The organism is Thalassospira xiamenensis M-5 = DSM 17429 (assembly GCF_000300235.2).
Classification (GTDB): domain Bacteria; phylum Pseudomonadota; class Alphaproteobacteria; order Rhodospirillales; family Thalassospiraceae; genus Thalassospira; species Thalassospira xiamenensis.
The window spans coordinates 3,737,892-3,754,034 of the sequence record NZ_CP004388.1; the positions used below are offsets into that span (position 1 = coordinate 3,737,892).

Genomic DNA, 16,143 nt, shown 5'->3' on the forward strand with positions numbered 1-16,143 from the left:
GCCTCTAATAAGTACACAGACATAAACTCAAAACGTGCGTCGTGAGTGAATCATTTTTTGCCGCCCGCTAACCAAGTTGCTTCAGGCATTGCGCGCAGCCGCCACATGGCAACAAACCCCAGTAACGGCCCCACCGCCAGCATGGCAAACGCCCCCCACCAGCCAGACGCGTCGGCAATCACCGGCACCAGATGGATTGATCCCAGTGCAATGATAAAGCCGATGGCATTTTGCAGGGTCAACGCTGTTCCGACCTGATGGGGATCGGCCAGTTCGATCACGCAGGATGAAAATTGCGCAGAATCGGCAATCACCGAAATGCCCCAGACGATACAGACAACAATCAGGATCGGGATCGACGCATCGCCTAGCGCACCGGCAACAAGTGCGCAGATGCCACTGATGGCCATCGCCGCCATGGTCACCGTCGTCCGGCCGATCCGGTCGGCCAGCAAACCGCCCGCAAGGCTTCCGAACGCGCCGATCCCCACAATGGCAAAGGTCAAAAGTGCTGCCCAGATACCCGGATTATCAAATTCACGCCCGGAAAGGGCCCCATACAGGAACAACCCGATCCAGCCCCACATGGCATACAGTTCCCACATATGCCCGAAATAGCCATAGCACGCATGACGCAATGGTTTGTTCGCCCAGATGTGCCCGACCATACGCGGATCAAAGCGCGGGGATTTTCCCGGTGTCCCGCCCAGTTTGACAAACAGGATCGCCACACCCGCGATATAGGCCGAAATACTTGCCGCCACGATCACCATGCGCCAATCGAGCGGCACCGCCACCGCAAACAGATGCGGCAGGGCCGACCCCATGGTCAATGCCCCAACCAGCAAGCCGACCAGAAACCCGGTATCACCGCGAGACCAGGTCGCGACCATTTTCATGCCAATGGGGTAAATCCCTGCCATGCAGATACCGGTAATCAGGCGAAGCCCGATCACAACAACCCCGTCGACGGGCACGGCAAGGATCAGGATATTGGCCGTCGCGGCAATGAATGCCGATGCCGCCCAGAAATGCCGCGCTTCGACCCGGTCTGCCAGACCGAAAAAGGCGCTGATCAAAGTCCCCAGAACAAAGCCCAGCAAGACCGAACTGGTAAACAGGGATGATTGAATGGCACCAAGGTCAAACTCGGCGCGCAATTGCGGCAATACCGCCGTTGCCGAAAACCACAGCGAAAGCGCCATCAACTGGCAAATCGTAATCATGCCAACGGCAAATGGTTTGCCTGCCTGCGCCATGCTTTCCCCTGTAATCATTCAAATTTATGCGCCATCATACATTCCCGAAGGGCGATGAACAGTGGCCCCATGCACAAAACAAAAAAATGCCGCCCGAACCAAGCCGGACGGCATCAAGTTTCCCGAGCGGGAATGAAAAATATCGATGCCCTATTGACGGGCCCGGTCCCGTGACGGGACAGCGTCAAAAAGGGTTCTGGCGGTTGCTCAGGAATAGTCGCGCTGGTCGTCGATCACCTTGCCATCATTGGGCAGGCTGCCCGGTGTTGCAATTTCGACCTTGCCGCGCAGCTTGCAGATCGAATGCAGGCTATCCATCACCGCATCGGCACTGAACCCGGCGGCATCGGTTTCACAGGCCAGCGTCATGACATCGACATCATTTTCACGGGTCACGATCAGGCGCGCCTTGCCGATATCAGCATGTCGTTTGACGACCTCGGCAATCTGATGGGGATGGACAAACATGCCTTTGACCTTGGTCGTCTGATCGGCACGCCCCATCCAGCCTTTGATACGCATATTGGTGCGCCCGCACGGGCTTGGTCCGCGTGCAATCGCCGAAAGATCACCGGTGGCAAACCGGATCAGCGGATAATCCATATTAAGGGTGGTAACGACAACCTCGCCCACCTCGCCCTCGGCCACCGGGTCACCGGTGCCGGGACGCACGATTTCAAGGATGATGTCCTCGGCAACGATCATCCCGCTTTTGGCATCGCTTTCATAGGCAATCAGCCCCAGATCGGCACTGGCGTAACATTGCAGCATGGCAACACCGCGTTCCGAAAACCAGTCGCGCAATGACGGTGGCAATGCTTCGCCCGAAACAAGCGCACGGGTGATCGATGATACATCCCCGCCCAGTTCATCGGCCTTTTCCATCAGGATTTTCAGGAACGACGGCGTCCCGGAATAACCGGTCGGCTTCAGGTCGCTGATCGCCTTGATCTGGGCTTCGGTCTGGCCAACACCGGCCGGGATCACCGCACAGCCACACGCACGTGCGCCGCTGTCAAAAATGAAGCCCCCCGGCGTCAGATGATAGGACAGGCAGTTATGGATGATATCGCCCGGCCGGAACCCGGCAGCAAAAAACGCGCGCCCCATCCGCCACCAGTCATCCCCCTTGCCTTCGGGATCATAAATCGGCCCCGGACTTTGGAAAATACGGCCAAGGGCCGGAACCGGTGTTGCATTCAACCCGGCAAAGGGCGGATTTTTCGCCTGCATGGTGATCAGATCGGATTTGCGCGTCACCGGAAGTTTTGCCAGTGCCTCGCGACTGTTGACCGACTGCGGATCAACCCCTTCAAGGATACGGCCAAAGCCCGCTGCCTTGCTTTTTGCGTGATGAACAACCCGCGGCAATGCCGCCATCAAACCGGTTTCACGGTCTTTGGGGCTTCGGGTTTCACTGGCATCGAAGAAGGTATTGAGCATGATGGCCGGGTCCGTTTTCTGGTCATTGAAAGGCGCAGGCGCGTGTTAAAGCCAGCGTTTGCGGCGCTTGTATGATTTGATGTTCTTGAAGCTTTTGCGTTCTTCCGAACCACCGCCAAGATAGAATTCCTTGACGTCTTCGTTGTTCAGAAGCTCGTCACGGGTACCATCCAGAACCACCTTGCCGCTTTCCATGATGTAACCGTAATCGGCAACCTTCAGCGCAAAATTGGCATTCTGTTCCACGATCAGCATGGTAATGCCCTGTTCGCGGTTGATCTTTTCGATGATCCCGAACACTTCCTTCACCAGCAAGGGTGACAGACCCATCGACGGTTCATCAAGCAAAATCATTTTCGGGCGTGCCATCAAGGCCCGGCCAATCGCCAGCATCTGCTGCTCCCCGCCCGACAGGTAACCTGCAAGCCCGGTACGTTCGCGCAGGCGCGGGAAATATTCAAACACCATGTCGATATCGTCCTTAACGCCCTTGTCCTTGCGGGTATAGGCGCCAAGCCGAAGGTTTTCGACACAGGTCATGTCTTCGATGATGCGGCGGCCTTCCATGACCTGAAACAGGCCGGAACGCACGATATCCTCAGGGTTGCCGTTGGCGATCTGCTGCCCCATGAAATTGATTTCGCCGCGGGTGACCTTGCCATCCTCGGTCTTGAGCAAACCGGAAATAGCCTTGAGCGTCGTGGATTTACCGGCCCCGTTCGGGCCCAGAAGGGTCACGATCTTGCCTTGCGGGACTTCAAGCGACACCCCGCGCAGGACAAGGATCACCTCGTCATACACAACTTCGATATTATTGACCGACAGCAACGGTTCTGCGGTTTCGGTTTTGCGGGCGGGCTCTGCCATGGTGTCCCCTTCGATCACGTTCTGTTTGCATCCCCCGGTGCCGGGGGCGGGCATGCATTGCTGCCACCCCGCCCCCGCACACCATCGGGAGACATCCGTCTTCTGGCTACGGCCTAGTAGCCAAGCCAGTCGTCACGACGCGGCAGGGTTACCGTGGTCAGTTTTTCGACCGTCGGCTCGCCACCTTTCGCACTGCCGCTATAGATATTGACAGTGTTGATGCCGCGATGATCTTCGGCCGTCCAGGTTGCCGGCATGCACACACCTTCAAGACCTTTTGGCACCCAATCCGTGCGGGCATACATTCCGGCCTTGATATTCTCGCCGGTGATGCCGCCATTGGCCTTGGCCCATTCCATGGCTTCTTTCATGTAATAGACCGAGCAAATGCCGCGAATGTAATGGTGGGTCCGGAACTGCTCGCCCGAGCTATCGGACATTTTCGAGATTTCACGCACCAGATCCATGCCCGGTACGCCCTCGTCGGTCCAGAAGCTGGTCATGGCCGGGAAGACATAGTTTTCGACATCGCCGACAGTCTTCAGCGTTTCAACGTCACCCGCCCAGATATTGGCAAGCCATTTCGGGGTTGCGCCAACCGTGTCACAGGATTTCACCAGCGAAACCACCGACGGGCCAAGATTTGCAAGATAGCCATAATTGGTTCCGGCTTCCTTGATCGTCAGGCACTGCGCCTTGAAATCACCCGGCTTCATCGAAACGACGACCGGCTCGGTCACTTCAAAGCCAAGTTCGGTTGCATATTCCGCACAGGCTTCTTTGGGCGCATTCGGATAGGGATGGTTATCCCCGATATGCGAGAAGACCGGTTTGCCCGAACCGCCCGACGCTTTCCAATCCTCGGCAGCCCACTGAACCATCGCACGGCAGGCATCGGAATAGGATGCACCATAGAAGAAGTTATAGGGGGCCGGTTTCGCGGTTTTCGGGTTTTTCGCGGTCGGATCGGTCAGGTGACCGGAATAGGATGCGGAATAGACAGGCACCTTGTCCTGGGCCGCGAAGCTGATCAGGGCTTCGGTATCGCCCGTGCCCCAACCCTGCATCGCAATCATTTCATTACGCGAACGCCATTTCTTGTAGTTCGCAATCGCCTGCGGCACCTTGTAGGCGTAATCGACCGATTCAGAATCCAGAATCGTGCCGTCAATCCCGCCATGGGTGTTCACATAGGACAGCGCATCACGAACACCATCGGCATAGAACTTGCCGATGAAGCCGGTCGCACCGGTAATATCCATCAGATGGCCGACAAATACTTCGTCTGCCTTGGCTGCCGTTACCGACAGGCCGGTCGCAACCATCGCGGTTGCAGCAATCAGTCTTTTCATCACGACGTCTCCCTTGGACGTTTTTCTAAACAAAGTAGCCTCCCGGCCTTCGCCGATTTTTGTCCCGATCCTTTGTGTTTTTTGGCGGTTCGGGTTTCGGCGATATTGATCAGTACGAGAAGGGATAAAGCTTCCAGTACGCCCTGATCTGCTGCCAGCGGTGCGCGAGCCCGTCCGGTTCGAAGATCAGGAAAAGGATGATGGCCAGACCGATCGCCATCTCCTTGATATAAGCCAGCCCGTCGGTCACAGCCGTCGAATTGGCCCAGTCGAAAACACTTAAAAGCCCAACACCGTTTTCCATGACTTCCGGCAGCAGAACCATAAAGATGGTCCCCATCAGCGTGCCCTTGACCGAGCCAAGGCCGCCAATGATGATCATGCCCAAAAACTGGATCGACAGCAGGATGGTAAAGCCCTCGGCGGAAACGAAGCCAAGGTAATGGCCATACATCGCCCCGCCGATCCCGGCATAGAAGGATGAAATCGCAAAGCTCATCAGACGGTATTTCGTCAGATTGATGCCCATGATCTCGGCCGAAAGATAATGATCGCGCACCGCCACAAAGGCGCGCCCGTCACGGCTCCGCATCAGGTTGGTGCCCAACAGATACATGATCACCAAAAAGAACAGGCAGACATAGAAGAAGCTGAAATCATCCAGCACTTCATAGCCAAACACATTGACCGGGTTCGCCGCCGCCCCGTATGAGCCACCGGTAAACCAGTCGGCACGGGCAAAGAAATCTTCCAGAATGAACTGGGCCGCCAGCGTCGCAATCGCCAGATAAAGCCCCTTGATCCGGGCCGCTGGCAAACCAAACAAAAGCCCGACGGCCGCCGTCATCAACCCGGCCAGCGGGATCGACAGCAAAACCGGAATACCGGTCGTATTGTTGATCCAGGCCGATGCAAACGCACCAAAGCCAAAGAACGCCGCATGGCCCAGTGAAATCTGCCCGGTGAAGCCGACCAGAATATTCAGGCCAAGGGCAGCAATGGCAAAGTACGAAATCTGAATGAACAGATTGACGTAATAACCATCCAGAACAAACGGGATCAGCGCGGTTGCAATCACACCCAAAATCGCGGCATTGCGCACAACGGTGGTATCAAAAATCCGCGTATCCTGTCGGTAGGTGGTGCGAAAATCACCGCAGGGACGCATCGAAAATCCAGCCATAACCTATTACTCCGCCCCTTAGATGCGTTCTATGTCTTTGGTGCCAAACAGACCGTATGGCTTGATGCAAAGAATGATGATCAGCACATAAAACGGTGCGATCGAAAACAGGTTGCCCCAGTGCAGATACTGACCGTCGACAAACTCGGCGGTGTTTTCCAGAAGACCGATAATCACCCCGCCGACGACGGCACCGACGATGGAATCAAGCCCGCCCAGAATGACCGCCGGGAACACCTTGATCCCGATCACCGAAAGGGCCGATGAAACCCCGTTGACCATCCCGATCACGATACCGGCAACCCCCGATACCAGGGCCGAAATCGCCCAGGACATGGCAAACACGGTTTTGACGGAAATACCAAGGCTTTGGGCGACCTGTTGATCAAAGGCCGTAGCCCGCATCGCAAGGCCCAGCTTGGAATATTTGAAGAACCAGTAAAACGCCGCCATGATCACCAGCGAGATCACGAAACTCATGATATAGGCGGTTTCGATCTGCATCCCCATCAGGTTGACCGACCTTGTTTCAAACACCTGCGGATAGGTCGCCGTGGTCGCACCGAATATCCATTTCGTCGCCGCCTGGAAGAAAATCGAAAGCCCGATCGTCACCATGATCACCGAAATGATCGGCTCGCCGATCATCGGGCGCAACACCACCATTTGCAAAACGATGCCAAACGCCATCATGAACAGCAGGGTAAACAGGAAACCAAGCCAGAAGGGCATCTGCATTTCGACAAGGAATGCGTAACAGACCCACGCCCCGATCAACAGGAACTCGCCCTGTGCGAAGTTCACGATCTGGGTCGATTTATAGATCAGCACGAAACACATGGCGACGACGCCATACAATGTTCCGACAATCAGCCCGTTAAGCAGAAGCTGGAACAGAAGTTCGAAATTCATGTTGCCATCCCTGTAATGGCGGCCCCGCACCCTTGATGGCGTTTGGGGCGCACTGTTTTATGGCTGCCTTATTCGGCGGCTTTGGGGGCCGTCTCGGCGGCCTTGTCCCCGTCCAGATCGACAACCTTCACACTCGTCTGGATGCGGGTTTTCGACCCGTCCTGGAAGGTGATCATGGTGTCGATATCAACCTTGTCGTTCCCGGCATAAACCGCATCGATGATGTCGGCGTATTTTTCGGCGACCACACTGCGGCGAACCTTGCGCGTCCGGGTCAGTTCGCCGTCATCGGCATCCAGTTCCTTGTAAAGCAGCAGGAACCGCTTGATGCGCTGGGCTTCCGGCAGGGTTTCATTCACCTGACGGATTTCATCAATGATCATGTCATAGACCTGCGGCTGGGCCGAAAGATTGGTATAGTTGGTAAAGGCAATTCCGCGCTGCTCGGCCCATTTGGCCATGATCGAATAACGGATGCAGATCATGGTCGACAGGAACGGCAACCCTTTGCCAAGGATCACGGCCTCGGCAATGAAGGGCGAAAATTTCAGTTTGTTTTCAATAAACTGCGGCGAATACCGCACGCCTTTTGATGTTTCCGCCAGATCCTTCAGGCGATCAATCACCACCAGATGCTTGTTGCCTTCCTTGAAATATCCGGCATCACCCGTATGCATCCAGCCATCCCGGACGTCCTCGTCATAGGAAGACTGGTTTTTATAATAGCTGGTAAACATCCCCGATGTGCGCGCGACAATTTCGCCAACTCCGTTTTCATCGGTATTGATGATTTTGATTTCCGAATTATCGAACGCGCGCCCGACCGTATCGAAATCAATGTCATCGGGCTGATGGATCGTATAGGCGCCGCAAAGTTCGGTCTGTCCATAAAGCTGGCGCAACGGAACACCCATGGCATGGAAGAACTTAAAGGTTTCCGGCCCCATCGCCGCCCCGCCGGTCGCAGCAGACCGCAAATTGGAAAAGCCCAACCGGTCCTTTAACGCATTCATCAACAGAACATCGGCGACCTTGGAATGCCCCCCACCATCAAGGGCGGTACGGGCCAAAGCCATGCCGAAATCATACATTTTCTGCTTGAACAGGGTGGCATCCATCATGCGGGCCCGGACATCGGCGGCAATCGACTCCCAGACGCGCGGTGCCAGCAGAACAAAATTCGGTCCGATCTCGCGAAGATCGGCCATCATCGTTTCCTGTTCTTCAACGAAATTGACGATCTGGCGGCTGATCAACGACTGACCGACGACATAAACCTGTTCCATGATCCACGGCAGCGGCAGGACCGAAACATAATTGTCGCCCGGATATTTCGGGTCGGCCCGCAGATATGCCGCACAGTGATCCAGGAAATCCCCGGCATTGAGCATCGCCATTTTCGGCTTGGACGTCGTGCCCGACGTGGTGCACAGGATCGCGCATTCATCACCGCGCGTATCGGCCACCATCACGTCATAGGCACCGGGATCTTTGGCCTCGACCTCGCGGCCAAGTTCATAAAGCTTTTCGATATCCATCAGGCGCGGGTCGTCATATTTCCGCATCCCGCGCGGATCGCAGTAAACGATATGTTCGACCGTCGGGATTTGTTCAGCCAGTTCGATCAGCTTGTCGCACTGTTCCTCGTCTTCGGCGATCAGAACACGCGCACCGGAATAAGTGATCAGATAGGCGACTTCTTCATGAAGGCTGTCCTGATACAGACCGACCGACATCGCACGCAGCGCATGGGCAGCGATTTCACCCCAGACCCATTCCGGCCGGTTTTCACCAATAACGCCAATCACGTCACCGGGCTTGATTCCCATATTGCGCAGGCCAAGCGCCATCCATTTGACGCGGTCGTTATAATCTTTCCACGTGAATTCCTGCCAGATGCCGAATTCCTTTTCGCGCATGGCAATTTCGTCAGCCCAGTGGCGCGCGTTATACGCCAGCACCTTCGGAAAGGTATCAAGCGCCTGCACATTGGCATATTCAGGGGTATAGCTGCTCATGTTCAGGCCACCTGCTCGTCTTCGTCGGTTGCGTCATCGTCTTCGCCGAGATAGGCCTTTTTGACATGCTTGTTGGCCATGACTTCCTCGGGCAGGCCAGCGGCAATCTTTCGACCGAAATCAAGAACCATGACCCGGTTGGAGATATCCATCACCACCCCCATGTCATGTTCGATCATGACAACCGTCATGCCCCATTCTTCATTCAGGTCGATGATAAAGCGCGCCATGTCCTCTTTTTCTTCGAGGTTCATGCCCGCCATCGGCTCATCAAGCAGGATCAGATCGGGACGAAGCGCAACCGCACGCGCCAGTTCGACACGCTTGCGCAAACCATAGGACAGCGTCCCGGCGGTTGCCTTGCGGATATGGGAGATTTCAAGAAAGTCGATCACATCCTCGCAGAAGCGCCGATGTTCAAGCTCTTCCTTCTGCGCGCCGGAAAACCAGTAAAGCGGCCCGGTAAAGCAATTGTTTTTAAGCAGGTGGTGCCGCCCGACCATGATGTTGTCAAGGACACTCATATGACCAAAAAGGGCCAGGTTCTGGAAGGTACGCCCGATGCCAAGTTCCGCCCGGTCATTGGGCTTGAGCCCCGTGACATCCTGCCCCTTGAAGGACACTGACCCGGTGGTTGGCTGATACCGACCCGAAATGCAGTTCAGCATCGATGTCTTGCCGGCCCCGTTCGGGCCAATGATTGAAAACAGCTCGCCGGGCTGGACGGAAAAGCTGACGTCGCTTAGCGCGCGCACGCCGCCAAACACAAGCGATACGTCGCTGATCTGCAAAATGGGACCCTGTGACGTCATAACGTCGCTTATCCTCCCTGACTTGGGCCGCAGGCACCCCTTCTTCCGGTTGACCGGATTTTAAGGTGGATACCCCGTGCCTCTTGTTCAGTTTCCCTGATGATGTGCCGGTTTTTATCTGACCCGGACCTTACGGAAACCGGGCTTGGCACATTTAATACGTATTTAAGTACCAATTTCAGCAAATGCCGTCAACGTGTTGCACAGCAACGCATTGAGACTTTTCACAAATTCGCGCCGCACAATTTTTGCGTTCTGGTCTGATGAATGCATTTCCACCTATAATTCCGTAAGGTCATCACGACACAACCCGCATACTGAAAGGCTGAAAATTATTGCATCGCAACATTCAGGTTCCTGTTCGCGCTGCACCAACTGTGCTCTGACAAATGCCGAAATTGTCCCCTGTTGCATTCAGGCGATCACCCGATTCGTTCCCCTTCGGACAGGATTTCCCCCGATAGTACAGGGCATCCTCTACATTCGAGTCTTTCAAGATATGGCGGCGATCCTGTGGACTCGCGAATGATCTCCGGGCGGATTTACGGTGTTTTTCACCCGAATCAGATACCTTCTGATTGCCATTACGCGCCAACCATTCACCAATTCGTTGTTATCGCAGGGATTTCAAGAATGACCCTTTTGCGGGTCTGGACTTTCCGGGGGAATTGTGGTGTAACCCCGTGGCACATACATATGTAGCCGTGACCCGCGTCACGAGATACAGATAGCCCACCGCTCGGCGCTCCGACGGTCGGGGTGTCTTGTCACGACAAGCCCTTTAACCACCTTGAGGAGGGTCTGATGTCCATTTGTGGCAAAGACAACCTGCAAACGCGCCGCACGCTGAATGTCGGGGACAAATCCTACGACTATTACAGCCTTAAAGTTGCTTCCGAAAAAATCGGCGACGTTTCCAAGCTTCCGTTTACGCTGAAGGTCGTTCTGGAAAACCTTCTGCGCTACGAAGACGATTTCACTGTCAAAACCGACGATGTCAAAGCTGTTGTCGAGTGGCTCAAATCCCGTTCGAGCTCGCACGAGATCAACTATCGTCCGGCCCGCGTTCTGATGCAGGACTTCACCGGCGTTCCTGCCGTTGTTGACCTTGCCGCGATGCGCGATGCCGTCGTCAAGATGGGCGGCGATGCCCAGAAGGTGAACCCGCTTTCACCTGTTGACCTCGTCATTGACCACTCGGTCATGATCGACTTCTTTGGCACCGACGACGCACTCGACAAAAACATGGAAGTCGAGTTCGAACGTAACGGCGAACGCTACGAGTTCCTGCGCTGGGGCCAGAATGCGTTCAACAATTTCCGCATCGTTCCGCCGGGGGCTGGCATCTGCCACCAGGTGAACGTCGAACATCTCGCCAAAGTCGTCTGGACCGGCCAGGATGATAACGGCAAAACCGTTGCCTACCCCGATACGCTGGTTGGTACCGATTCCCACACCACCATGGTCAACGGCCTTGCCGTTCTGGGCTGGGGTGTTGGCGGTCTCGAAGCCGAAGCAGCCATGCTCGGCCAGCCGATCTCGATGCTGATCCCCGAAGTCGTCGGTTTCAAACTGACCGGCTCGATGAAAGAAGGCATCACCGCAACCGACCTCGTGCTGCGCGTCGTTCAGATGCTCCGCGAGAAGGGCGTTGTTGGCAAGTTCGTCGAATTCTATGGCGACGCGCTGGATCATATGAGCCTGCCGGATCGTGCGACCATCGGTAACATGGCCCCGGAATACGGTGCGACCTGTGGCTTCTTCCCGATTGACGATGAAACGCTGAACTATATGCGTAACACCGGTCGTTCCGAAGAACAGATCGCACTGGTCGAAGCATATGCCAAAGAACAGGGCATGTGGCGCGACCCGAGCTTCGAAGCCGAATATACCTCGACCCTTGAACTCGACATCTCGACCGTTGAACCGGCTCTGTCCGGTCCGAAACGTCCGCAGGACCGCGTTCTGCTCAAAGATGCCGTTTCAAGCTTCACCAAGACCTTTGCCGACATGGCACCGGGTGTTGATGCGGATCGTTCTGTTCCGGTTTCGAACGAAAACTTCGCAATGAAAGACGGTAACGTCGTTATTGCCGCCATCACGTCCTGCACCAACACCTCGAACCCGAGCGTGCTGATCGCAGCCGGCCTGCTGGCGAAAAAAGCGGTTGAACTCGGCCTTAAAAGCAAACCGTGGGTGAAAACCTCGCTTGCACCGGGCTCGCTGGTTGTTGCCGACTATCTCGAAAAAGCCGGTCTTCAGACCTATCTCGACAAGCTCGGCTTTAACGTTGCCGGTTTCGGTTGCACCACCTGTATCGGGAACTCCGGTCCGCTGGCCGACCCGATCATCGAGGCAATTGACGGCAACGACATGCTCGTGACCGCCGTTCTGTCGGGCAACCGTAACTTCGAAGGTCGTATCAGCCCGCAGGTCAAGGCAAACTATCTTGCCTCCCCGCCGCTGGTTGTTGCCTATGCCCTTGCCGGTAACCTGAAGGTCGATCTGAACAAAGACCCGATCGGCACCGACAAAGATGGCAAAGACGTCTTCATGAAAGACATCTGGCCGACCAACAAGGAAATCGCGGACACCATCGCGTCCTCGATCTCTGCTTCGATGTACAAAGATCGTTATGACAACATCTTTGCCGGCCCGAAACCGTGGCAGGAAATCGAAGTCACCGAAGGCGAAACCTTCGAATGGGATGGCAAATCGACCTATGTCCAGAACCCGCCCTACTTCGTCAATATGGCGAAAGAACCGGGTGCGTTCTCGGAAGTTCATGGTGCACGTCCGCTCCTGATCCTTGCTGACTCCGTGACCACCGACCACATTTCTCCGGCCGGTTCGATCAAGGAAGAAAGCCCGGCAGGTGAATACCTCAAGGCGCACGGCGTTGCGGTTCGTGACTTCAACTCCTATGGCGCACGCCGCGGGAACCACGAAGTCATGATGCGCGGCACCTTTGCCAACATCCGTATCCGCAACGAAATGGCACCGGGCACCGAAGGCGGTGTGTCGGTTCATTACCCGTCTGGCGAACAGGGCTGGGTCTATGATGTTGCCATGCGTTACCAGGCAGAAGGCACCCCGCTGGTTGTCATCGCGGGTAAGGAATACGGCACCGGTTCGTCCCGTGACTGGGCAGCCAAAGGCACCAACCTGCTTGGCGTCAAAGCTGTTCTGGCCGAAAGCTTCGAACGTATCCACCGCACCAACCTGGTCTGCATGGGCGTCCTGCCGTTGCAGTTCAAGAATGGTGAAGGTCGTGCGACTTACAAGCTGGATGGCACCGAAGTCTTCGACGTTCTGGGTATCGGCAACGGTATCAACCCGATGCAGGACGTTACGGTTCGTATCACGCGCAAGGATGGCTCCACCGAAGAGATCATCGCCACCTGCCGTATCGATACCGAAAACGAAGTCCTTTACTACCAGAACGGCGGCATTCTGCAGTTCGTTCTGCGTAACATGATGAAAGCTGCCTGATTTCGTCTGAAATCAGAAGCTTGCTGAATGCGAAACACCCCCGTCTGTCAAGGACGGGGGTGTTTTTGCAGAAACCCGCACCTTTAAATTGCGCCAAATCCAAACCACATCTATCCATTGATTTATAACAAGTCAGCCGTCCCGACGATTTGATAGGGATGAGGCTAGAGCAATAATGCCCGCAAACCGGGCACCTGACAGGATTTGGACAGCAACAGGTTATCATGACGCGCCCCAGTTTTGCCGATGGCAATACCACCCACCTGACCGTAGGTACGATTTCCCCCGGCATCGTGTTGCGTTGCGGGCCGGAAACCGCGATTGGTCAGGCCATCGACATGATGCGCGAAGCCAATTGCAGCTCCATCATCGTGACACAGGATCACCTGCCGATCGGAATCTGGACGGAAAAGGATTGCCTGTCCCTGCCCGCCGACTGCGAAGCCACCCTGAACGAGCCGATATCGAAATGGATGTCGGCCCCGGTTCACAGCATATCGGTCCATGCCACGCCCGAAGCCGCCATCATCCGTATGCGCGAACGCCATGTCCGTCATCTGGTCAGCGTGGACGCGGAAAACCGCCTTGCCGGAATCATCAGCCAGTCTGACCTGATCCGCCAACAGGGCAGTTGGCGCAAACTGGGCGATGGGGATGTCGGGGCCGCCATCCGCCGCACGACAATCTTTGTCGATGGCGATATCCCGATGTCGGAACTGCGCGCGCGCATGCATGATGCCAAATGCGATTGTGCGATTGTCTATGATCCGTCGGTCGCGACCGACCCGGTTTCGATACTTGATCACACCGGGATCATTACCGAACGCGATATCCTGCGCAATCTTGCCAATGGCGATCACGCAACACCGGCCATCGAAATTGCCAGCCGCCCGCTGCGTGTCATTTCCGCCAAGTCCAGCCTGAACAACGCCCGCGACACGATGCTGGCCCAACATATCCGCCATCTTGCGGTGATTGATGAAACCGGCAATGTCATCGGTGTTCTGTCATTCGCCGATCTGCTGGAATTCATCGAACAGGATTACTTCGCCCATCTCAGGTCCGTGATGGAAGGCCGCGATGTCGAACTGACCAAGGCGCGCCGGTCGCTGTTTCTGGCAGACAAGATCATCGAAACATCACCTGACGGGATCATGGTCTGTGCCGCCGATGGCACGATCGAACTGGTCAATCCGGCCTTCACCCGGGTCACGGGTTACAACGCATCGGACGTGATCGGCAAAAACCCCAATATCCTGCAATCGGGTCGTCAGTCTCGCGAATTTTACACCTCGATGTGGCGCGATATTCAACAGCACGGCAAATGGGAAGGCGAAATCTGGAACCGCCGCAAATCCGGCGAAATTTATCCCGAATGGCTGTCGATCATCGCGATCCGTGATGCCGATGGCCAGATCAGCCAGTATGCCTCGATCTTTACCGACATCAGCGAACGCAAGAAAAACCGCGAAGACATTCTGCGGCTTGCCCATATTGACGAACTGACCGGCTATCCCAATCGCCGCCGGTTCCTTGAACTGCTGGCCCACGGCATCGGCGAGTCCCGCCGCAAGGGAACCCGCCTGACGATCCTGCTGCTCGATATCGATAACTTCCAGCGGGTGAACAACACACTGGGACACAGTGACGGTGACGACGTTCTGGTCGAAGTTGCGCGTCGCCTGCATCGCCGTCTGGATCAGGGGGGTGTTCTGGCGCGTGTTGGTGCGGATGAATATGCCATTCTGCTTTCGGGGGGGACTTCCGCCGATGATGATGCCGCACTGGCCGATGATCTTTTAAAAGCGTTAAACCAACCGCACCTGACCAGCAAGGGACAGGAAATCTATATTTCGGCCAGCATCGGCATCGCATCCTTCCCGCACGACGCCAACGATACCGCCAATCTTTTGCGCAATGCCGAAATTGCGATGATGCATTCCAAGGAACAAGGACGAAACCGCTTCAGCCGCTATAACCGCGCCAGTCATTCACGCAGCGATGCCGACCTTGCCCTTGAAAGTGCCCTGCGTCAGGCGCTGGATCGCGATGAATTTCATCTGGTCTATCAACCGCAATTCGAAGCCCGCACCGGCAACCTGCACGGGGTCGAAGCCCTTTTGCGCTGGAACCACCCGCAACGGGGGGCGATCCCCCCCTCGGTCTTTGTTCCGGTAGCCGAGGAAATGGGCGTGATCGGCGAACTGGGGCGCTGGGTATTGCGCCACGCCTGCCGTCAGGCGGTCGCATGGCGTGAAAAGGGCCTGCACAACGTCACGATGGCGGTGAATGTCTCGGTCCAGCAATTCTATGGCACCATTGATCTTGCCGAACAGATCAGAACCATTCTGGTCGAAAAGGGCATGGCGGCAGACCGGCTGGAAATCGAAATCACCGAAAGCCTGTTCATGCAGAATATCGAAGAAATGCGCGCCAACATGCAGCGCATTCGCGATCTGGGTGTCAAAATCGCACTCGATGATTTTGGCACCGGTTTTTCCAGTCTCAGCTACCTGCGCAAGCTGCCGTTTGACACGATCAAGATGGATCGCAGTTTTGTCGACGACATCAATCAGGGACGCGAAGGCAGTGCGCTTGCGATCACCATCCTGAATATGGCGCAGAACCTGCACAAAAAATGCGTCGCCGAAGGTGTCGAAACCAACGCGCAGCTCAAACTGCTGCGCGATGCCGGATGCGATTACATACAGGGATACCTTCTGGGCAAACCGATGTGTGCGGATGAAATCCTCACCCTGTCTCAGCAAAGACCGGCCGAAGCCTCCTGATCCGGTTTGATCCCCA

At 55.8% G+C, this 16,143-nt stretch carries 10 protein-coding genes; 2 read left to right on the forward strand and 8 right to left on the reverse strand.

Annotated features, from left to right (window positions below; translation table 11 throughout):
* Positions 1-50: 50 nt before the first annotated feature.
* The 8 genes from TH3_RS17420 to TH3_RS17455 all read right to left on the reverse strand — a co-directional run bounded on the left by TH3_RS17420 (position 51) and on the right by TH3_RS17455 (position 9,846).
* Positions 51-1,259 carry an MFS transporter gene (locus TH3_RS17420; protein WP_007090210.1) on the reverse strand — a complete coding sequence of 403 codons (1,209 nt, stop codon included), beginning with the start codon at positions 1,257-1,259 and terminating at the stop codon, positions 51-53.
* Between the two features lie 207 nt (positions 1,260-1,466).
* Positions 1,467-2,702, reverse strand: a complete 1,236-nt coding sequence (locus TH3_RS17425; RefSeq protein WP_007090211.1) for a phenylacetate--CoA ligase family protein — start codon at positions 2,700-2,702, stop codon at positions 1,467-1,469.
* A 45-nt stretch (positions 2,703-2,747) separates the two neighbouring features.
* Positions 2,748-3,569 (reverse strand): ABC transporter ATP-binding protein, encoded by an 822-nt coding sequence (locus TH3_RS17430; RefSeq protein ID WP_139328181.1) that lies wholly within the window; start codon positions 3,567-3,569, stop codon positions 2,748-2,750.
* 113 nt (positions 3,570-3,682) lie between these two features.
* Positions 3,683-4,921 carry an ABC transporter substrate-binding protein gene (locus TH3_RS17435; RefSeq protein ID WP_007090213.1) on the reverse strand — a complete coding sequence of 413 codons (1,239 nt, stop codon included), beginning with the start codon at positions 4,919-4,921 and terminating at the stop codon, positions 3,683-3,685.
* Positions 4,922-5,030: 109 nt separating this feature from the next.
* The gene (locus TH3_RS17440; RefSeq protein WP_007090214.1) at positions 5,031-6,104 is read right to left on the reverse strand and encodes a branched-chain amino acid ABC transporter permease; all 1,074 of its coding nucleotides are present in this window, start codon (positions 6,102-6,104) and stop codon (positions 5,031-5,033) included.
* A gap of 18 nt (positions 6,105-6,122) precedes the next feature.
* Positions 6,123-7,016: a branched-chain amino acid ABC transporter permease gene (locus TH3_RS17445; RefSeq protein WP_007090215.1), complete on the reverse strand. Its 894-nt coding sequence runs from the start codon at positions 7,014-7,016 to the stop codon at positions 6,123-6,125.
* A 68-nt stretch (positions 7,017-7,084) separates the two neighbouring features.
* Positions 7,085-9,034 (reverse strand): long-chain fatty acid--CoA ligase, encoded by a 1,950-nt coding sequence (locus TH3_RS17450; RefSeq protein WP_007090216.1) that lies wholly within the window; start codon positions 9,032-9,034, stop codon positions 7,085-7,087.
* A 2-nt stretch (positions 9,035-9,036) separates the two neighbouring features.
* On the reverse strand, positions 9,037-9,846 hold the full coding sequence (locus TH3_RS17455; RefSeq protein WP_007090217.1) for an ABC transporter ATP-binding protein: 810 nt from the start codon (positions 9,844-9,846) through the stop codon (positions 9,037-9,039).
* An 804-nt stretch (positions 9,847-10,650) separates the two neighbouring features.
* On the opposite strand from TH3_RS17455, the gene acnA reads away from it, so the two are divergent.
* Together acnA and TH3_RS17465 are read left to right on the forward strand one after the other, a co-directional pair.
* Positions 10,651-13,338, forward strand: coding sequence for an aconitate hydratase AcnA (gene acnA, locus TH3_RS17460; protein ID WP_007090218.1), 2,688 nt, complete (start codon positions 10,651-10,653; stop codon positions 13,336-13,338).
* Positions 13,339-13,562: 224 nt separating this feature from the next.
* Positions 13,563-16,127, forward strand: a complete 2,565-nt coding sequence (locus TH3_RS17465) for an EAL domain-containing protein (RefSeq protein WP_007090219.1) — start codon at positions 13,563-13,565, stop codon at positions 16,125-16,127.
* Positions 16,128-16,143: the final 16 nt, after the last annotated feature.